Source organism: Kitasatospora sp. NPDC024654, from assembly GCF_055559155.1.
In genome coordinates this window covers 38,756-45,235 of record NZ_JBVHLF010000062.1, presented here as the reverse complement: position 1 = coordinate 45,235, position 6,480 = coordinate 38,756, and the positions used below count along the sequence as shown (strand labels likewise).

Here is a 6,480-nt window from a genome sequence, read left to right as displayed (position 1 = left end):
CCGCAGTCCACCGGGCCCGTGGAACCCGGCGTCACCGGCACGACAGCCGACGCGCAGTCCTACCCGACACCGCCCCGGGAACGGACCAACGCGACGTCACAGGCATGAGATCAACCGGCCGCTGCCGTGAAACAACGAGGCTGGTCCTGGACATCGACGCGACCCCGGTCAACTGCCACTCCGAGAAGGAACAGGCGGCCGCGGCCTACAAACGCGGCTTCGCCGGCCGCAGTGGGCTGGAACGCGGCTGCATCTTTCATTCGGATCGTGGCAGCTAGACACATCAAATGAACTCCGCAACTGGGGGCGTAAGTTGAAGATAAGGCGTCGATAGGGCGAGCCGTCTCCTGTTATGGTAAGGCCGCCGCCGCCGAGATCTCCTTCGTCTTCCTGAAGCAGGAGAGCGGCACTCGAGCGTGGCCGGACCACGCCGCCGAACACGCTTGGGTGTTCGCATTCGTTGCGTCCTTCTATATCCGAAGGTGCCTGCGCAAGTACCCCGGGTGGGGCTGCCTCACGCCGCTCGGGATCTGACAGTGACACCATCGGGATCACGCCCTCGCAGCGCAAACGGATAGTGTCCAACCGCAGGGTGGAACTTCAGGCTCTACGATCACTGGAAGTGTTCAGGAAAACTGATGGCTTCTCAGAATTAGTGATGCACTTTCGCTGTCTATTGAAAAGGCCTCTGGCAGGACTTGACGGCCACACGAGGGCATCGCAGGATGCGAGAAGCATCGAGCTGGGCACCGACATCGCACTGTCACCACCCTGGTCCTCATGCTCAGGCACGGGCCTGCTACCCGCGATGGCCACCTGCCCGAACGCTGGAGATCCTCCCATGACCGAGAACACCGGAACCGTCGCCGAACTCCCCCTGGGGCAGGGCGATGCGAATCCAGGCCGAAACGCCGTGATTGTCTCTGCCGGCTGCGTAACAACGTTGGGCCGCAGGGCGGAGGGCTTCGACAAGACCTCCCGAGTCGGCCTGTGTCTCGCTGAAGTTCGGTGGCCTGCACCAGAACAACGTCGCGTGCGCGGCCCAAGGCTTCGATGCGGCCGAGGGTATCGGCTGGGCCTGTCCAACAGAGCACTTGTCGACCCGCGGGGAGAGGCAAGGGCACCCATCGAACAACTGGGACGGGGCTCTGCAGCAACGTGATGTGTGACGGACAGCAACTTAGCACTAGCCGAGCCAGTCATGATGGACGTGACCGTACTGGAAGTGTGCGCGTTGCGTGGGAACCTGAGTGATGAGCTCTTGAGCGCCGATTGTGACGGCACCGAGCACTTCACGCTCGTCGGTCTCACTGTGCCACAGCCGTGGGGTGATCGACATGATGTCCTGGTACTGTCACCCGCTTTGTTCAAACACGGATGTGACGTCCCCGGAGTGGACTGGTGAATCAGGCCCGGGAATGTGTGGCCGCTTCTTCCGCATGTGAGACATCGCAATGACCGCTAGTGGCGCCGTGGTGCACACCTGAATGCGCCGTTCCCCGCATCGCATCCGAAGGTACCTATGGAACTGGATTCAAAGCTACTAGACGCCCCACCGGGCCGTGGCCCGGTGGGCACGCTCGCCCTTCTGCTGCGCGAGGCGCGGGGCAGGCTAGCGCTCGCCACGCTGGTATTCGCAGTGAAAAATAGCCCCACCTGGCTGTTTCCGCTAGTCACCGCAAACCTGATCGACATCGTCATCCAGCACCGGCCGATGACCGACCTATTGGCCAGCGCCGCCGTACTGCTAACGGTCCTCGCACTCAATCTGCCATTCCATCTGCTGTACGTGCACTGGATGTACGGAACAATTCGGCAGGTGGGATCCCGCCTCCGCGCGGCCCTTTGTACGCGGCTCCAACAGCTTTCTATCGGCTATCACACCGAGATGAGCGCAGGCGTCCTGCAAACCAAGATAATCGGCGATGTCGACAGCGTTGAGCAGGCCCTGCGGCAGTGCTGTGACATGGGTCTTGGCGGCATCGGCACGCTGACGGGCGCCCTGGTTGTTATCGGCTTTCGGGCGCCCGTACTTCTGCCAGTGTTCATGGTGCTTGCCCCTGCGTCGGCTCTACTGGTGGTAAGGCTCAGGGGAAGGATGAGCGAGCAGAACCAGCAAGCACGCGACGAGGTCGAGAAGCTTTCCACTCGGGTCGCCGAGATGACCGCCATGGTGCCGATCACAAGGGCTCACGCCCTCGAACGGACCGCGATTGCTCGGGTGGGGGAAGCACTGAGCCGCACCACTGCGGCCAGCGGACGCCTCGACCTAGTGAACGGTCGCTTTTCTGCTCTTTCGTGGATGCTCTTCAATACTGTCAGCGTGTTGTGCCTGCTCGGCGCGACTCTAGCGGCCTACACTCGTCTCCTTGATATGACTCCAGGGACGATTGTGCTACTCAGCACGTACTTCTCCTACCTCACCAGCGCGGTCGGCAGTTTGCTCAACCTGGCCCCGGTCGTTACCCGGGGGTTGGAAGCAGTCAGGTCGGTGAACGGAGTCCTCCAGGCAACCGACCTGGAGGACTATGGCGGGAAGCTCGAACTGACCGAGGTGCGAGGGCAGCTGGAATTCGACCAGGTTGGCTACCGCTATCGCGACACTGAGCGGCCCGCGGTGGAGGGCATCTCCTTTCACGCCGCTCCCGGCGAAGTCATCGCCCTGGTCGGCCCCTCCGGCGCAGGGAAGTCGACCGTACTGTCCCTGGTTGCCGGCTTCATCAGGCCAACAGACGGGCGAGTCCTGATCGACGGCCGGGACATGGATACGCTCGACCTGCGCGGTTTCCGGCGGGCCCTCGCCCTGGTGCCGCAGGAATCGATCCTCTTCGAAGGAAGCATCCGAGAGAATGTGGCCTACGGCCTGTCGGGCGTCTCTGATGAGGCGGTCCGCGCGGCCCTGCGAGATGCCGACGCACTCGGCTTCGTCGAGCGTCTCCCAGGTGGACTCGACGCCGTGATCGGTGACCGCGGCACCCGGTTGTCCGGCGGCCAGAGACAGCGGCTGTCTATCGCCCGCGCTCTGCTGCGCAATCCTCGGGTGCTGATCCTGGACGAGGCTACCTCGGCTCTTGACTCCCGCTCCGAGGCCCATGTGCAGCAGGCGCTTGCCCAGTTGGCATCCAGCCGCACGCTCTTGATCGTGGCCCACCGGCTTTCCACAGTCCGCCAGGCCGACCGGATCCTGGTGTTGGATGAAGGGCGCGTTATCGAGACCGGGACCCATGAGGAACTGCTGGCCCGAGGGGGGCTGTACTGCCAGCTCCAGGCCGGGCAGCTGGTCTGAGCTCACGCCAGGACAGGCGAATCCGCCCGACGACGCAGAGCAGCAGTTCGCCTGCTCGCATGAGAACCGTATGTCAGGAAAGTGCTGTGGAATTCTACGTTTTGGGACCAGTCCGCGCTTCATCCGGCGGCCAAGCAGTCGGTTTCCGTGGTATCAGAGACCGGGCCTTTCTGGGTGAGTTGTTGGCGCACTCGGGTGATGTGGTTTCCGCACAACACATCGTCGAGGCGATCTGGCCCGAGCGGCGGCCGACCAATGAGGCTAACGCCGTGCACGTCCGGGTCTCTCGGCTGCGCGCGGCGCTTCGCGACCTCACGTGCCACGGCCCCGTGTCAGATGAAGTCATCGCCACCCATCCCGAGGGCTACCGTCTCAACGCGCCCTGGGTCGACGCGGCGCACTTCGAGACGCTTCTGTGCCAGGCCAGACGCGATCAGGCCAGCGGCGCTCTCCAGACTGCCGCTGAAAAGCTCGAGAAGGCGATCGCGCTGTGGCGGGGGGAGGCCTACTTGGACATATCCTCAGGCGAGTGCATTGCGACCGAAGTGAGGCGGCTTACCGAACTGCGCCTGGACGCTACGGAGCTCCAGGCAGAGGTGCTCATTGGTCTCGGCTTGTACACCGACGTGGTCAACCGGCTTGGAGCGCTGACCGACCAGCATCCGTTGCGCGAACGGCTGCACGGACTCTTGATCGATGCCCTGCACAGATCCGGCCGATCGGCAGAGGCGCTCGCCGCGTACGCGCAGTTCCGGTGCACACTGGGCGAGGAGCTCGGCACCGAACCGAGCCGGGAGCTCCGTCTGCTGCATCAGAGCGTGCTGACTGAAGGGAAAGTGCATCCGCTGGCCAGCGGGTCGCTGCGCCCCTCAACCAGCCGCCCGCGCCGCCTTCCCTTCCAGCTCCCTCCGGACATCAGTGACTTCATCGGCCGGTCAGACGAACTCGATCGCCTAACAAGTGCTTTGGCACCTGGCCGTGGCGCAGCGATCGCCATCGCGGCGGTCACCGGGCGCGGCGGAGTCGGCAAGACGACCTTGGCTGTCCACGCCGCGCACCGCTTGCGCGAGCAGTACCCGGACGGCCAGCTCTTCGTGAATCTGCACGGCGCGGGCAACCGCCCGGCCGATCCGGCCGACGTGCTTACACGCCTCCTGGTCGACCTTGGCGCGGACAGCTCGGCCATAGCCGGCGGGGTCGAGCAGCGCAGCGCTGTCTTCCGAAGCATGCTCGCGAAGCGGCGGGTGCTTGTCATCCTGGACGACGCCGCGGACGAAGCGCAGCTCCAACCATTGCTGCCAGGAAGCGCTGACTGTGCATTGCTCGTCACCGGGCGGACCCGTCTCGCCGGCCTACCTAGTATGTGCCGTGTCGACCTCGATGCGCTCGATCGGAGAGATGCCCTGGAGCTTCTCACGCGGGTTGTCGGCGCGGAGCGCGTGGCCGCAAGCCCAGGCCCTGCAGCGGAGGTTGTCCGGCTGTGCGACGCCCTGCCCCTCGCAGTACGAATCGCTGGCGCCCGGCTCTCTTCGAGATCGCACTGGAGTTTCACGGAGTTTGCGGAACGGTTGGCTGACCCTCGACGATGTCTCGACGAGCTGACCCACGGAGTGCTGAACATTAGAGCCAGCTTGGCCATCGACTACCACGGTCTGGCGCTCCGGGAGCGCGACCTATTCCGTCTCCTGGGCGCGCTCGACACGCTGAGATTCAACTCCGACACAGCCGCCGCGCTCCTGGGCACTGGCCTCGAGGAGGCCGCTGAAACGCTGGAGCGGCTGGCCGAGAGTTCGCTGTTGGACGTGGACGGTCGTGACCCTCACGGCCGCCTGTGGTTCCGCTTCAGGTACTTGCCGCGCGTGTTCGCGCGTGAACTGGGAGCGCCCGAACTCATGGACCAGGAGGGTCTAGGATGTCCTTGACTACCCGGCCACCCTGGACCACGATCTTGATCGATTGGGGATCGGCGAGCGCTGCGACGTCGCGCAGGACGTCCACCTCCGTCACCACGAGATCTGCCAGTTTGCCGACCCCCAAGGTGCCGAGTTTCCCCTCGTAGCCGAGCAGTTCGGCGGCCGTCCGTGTACCCGCGCGGATGGCCTGCTGAGGGGTCATGCCCAGTTCGACCAGGCGCCCGAGTTCTAGCAGATTGACACCGTGCGGACAGGCTCCTGCGTCAGTGCCCATGGCGACCTTGACTCCGGAGGTGATGGCGGCGGACAGGCTTTCCCGCGCGGTCTCGGACCAACGCAGCTTCCGCTCACGACGCTCGGGGGAGGTGGTTTCAGGGTCCGGCACGGTCAGGGCTGCGCTCAGTGTTGGGACTAGGTAGGTTCCCTGACTAAGCATCATCGCGAGTGTCTCGGTGTCAACCGCGTAACCGTGTTCGATGCTGGTCACGCCCGCTCGGACCGCGGCGCGGATGCCCGCGGCGCCTTGGGCGTGCGCCGCCACCGGACGCCCGCCCCGCATCGCCACCTCCTCCAGGATGATCCGGATCTGGTGCTCAGGCACGCCGAGGTCGTCCGGATCCGAGGTCGGGCTGGTCAGCCCGCCCGTGGCACACAGCTTGATCACATCCGCGCCGCTGCGCAGGAGCCGCCGGACGACCAACCGGACCTCGTCGTCGGAGTCCGCGATCGTGCTGAAGCCTCGCGGGCCAACTGGTGCCGATGCGCCGTTCGACAACACGGGGTCTGCGTGCCCACCAGTGGGACTGATGGCGCCGATTGCGAGATTCAGCCTCGGCCCCACCAGGAGTCCGGCCGCCATAGCATTCCGAAAACCCGGGTCGGTGCCACTAAGGTCCCGCGCGGTCGTCACTCCGGCGTCCAGGGTGCGCCGCATGTGATCTGCGGTCACCATATTGAAGGCGGAGGCGAACATGCCAAGTGCGGCGATCGGCCGGATCCGGCCAGCCGTGAAGTGTACATGGCAGTCAATGAATCCGGGCAGCACAGTGCAACCGCTGAGGTCATAACAGGGAAGGCTTGCATCGCTCTCGGGCGCGTCGGCGCGGAACGGTCCGACGTAGCTGAGCGTATCTCCGCGGACGACAATCTCCCCATTCTCAATGGGGGCCTCGTCAGCATCGGTTATGGTCCGGGCATGGATCAGCCGGAGGCCCCCACCGGGGACCGGCAGGGGCGGTACGTGGGCGGACAAACGGTCTCCAATAGCGTCGCGGGATATTC

4 protein-coding genes are annotated in these 6,480 nt (G+C 64.8%); 2 read left to right on the top strand and 2 right to left on the bottom strand.

The annotated features are described in order from the left end of the window. Window positions 1–1,186: 1,186 nt before the first annotated feature. Complete coding sequence (locus ACZ38L_RS28555) at window positions 1,187–1,339, bottom strand: hypothetical protein (RefSeq protein WP_465698556.1); 153 nt, start codon at window positions 1,337–1,339, stop codon at window positions 1,187–1,189. A gap of 183 nt (window positions 1,340–1,522) precedes the next feature. Between ACZ38L_RS28555 and ACZ38L_RS28550 the strand changes: the two genes are divergently transcribed. Both ACZ38L_RS28550 and ACZ38L_RS28545 read left to right on the top strand, forming a co-directional pair. Further along, a complete protein-coding gene (locus ACZ38L_RS28550) occupies window positions 1,523–3,286 on the top strand; it encodes an ABC transporter ATP-binding protein (RefSeq protein WP_465698554.1) in 1,764 nt (587 codons plus the stop codon). A gap of 86 nt (window positions 3,287–3,372) precedes the next feature. Continuing rightward, window positions 3,373–5,208, top strand: coding sequence for an AfsR/SARP family transcriptional regulator (locus ACZ38L_RS28545; protein WP_465698552.1), 1,836 nt, complete (start codon window positions 3,373–3,375; stop codon window positions 5,206–5,208). Here ACZ38L_RS28545 and ACZ38L_RS28540 read toward each other — a convergent pair. Then, window positions 5,177–6,451, bottom strand: coding sequence for a metal-dependent hydrolase family protein (locus tag ACZ38L_RS28540; protein WP_465698550.1), 1,275 nt, complete (start codon window positions 6,449–6,451; stop codon window positions 5,177–5,179). The genes ACZ38L_RS28545 and ACZ38L_RS28540 overlap by 32 nt on opposite strands. Window positions 6,452–6,480 lie beyond the last annotated feature (29 nt).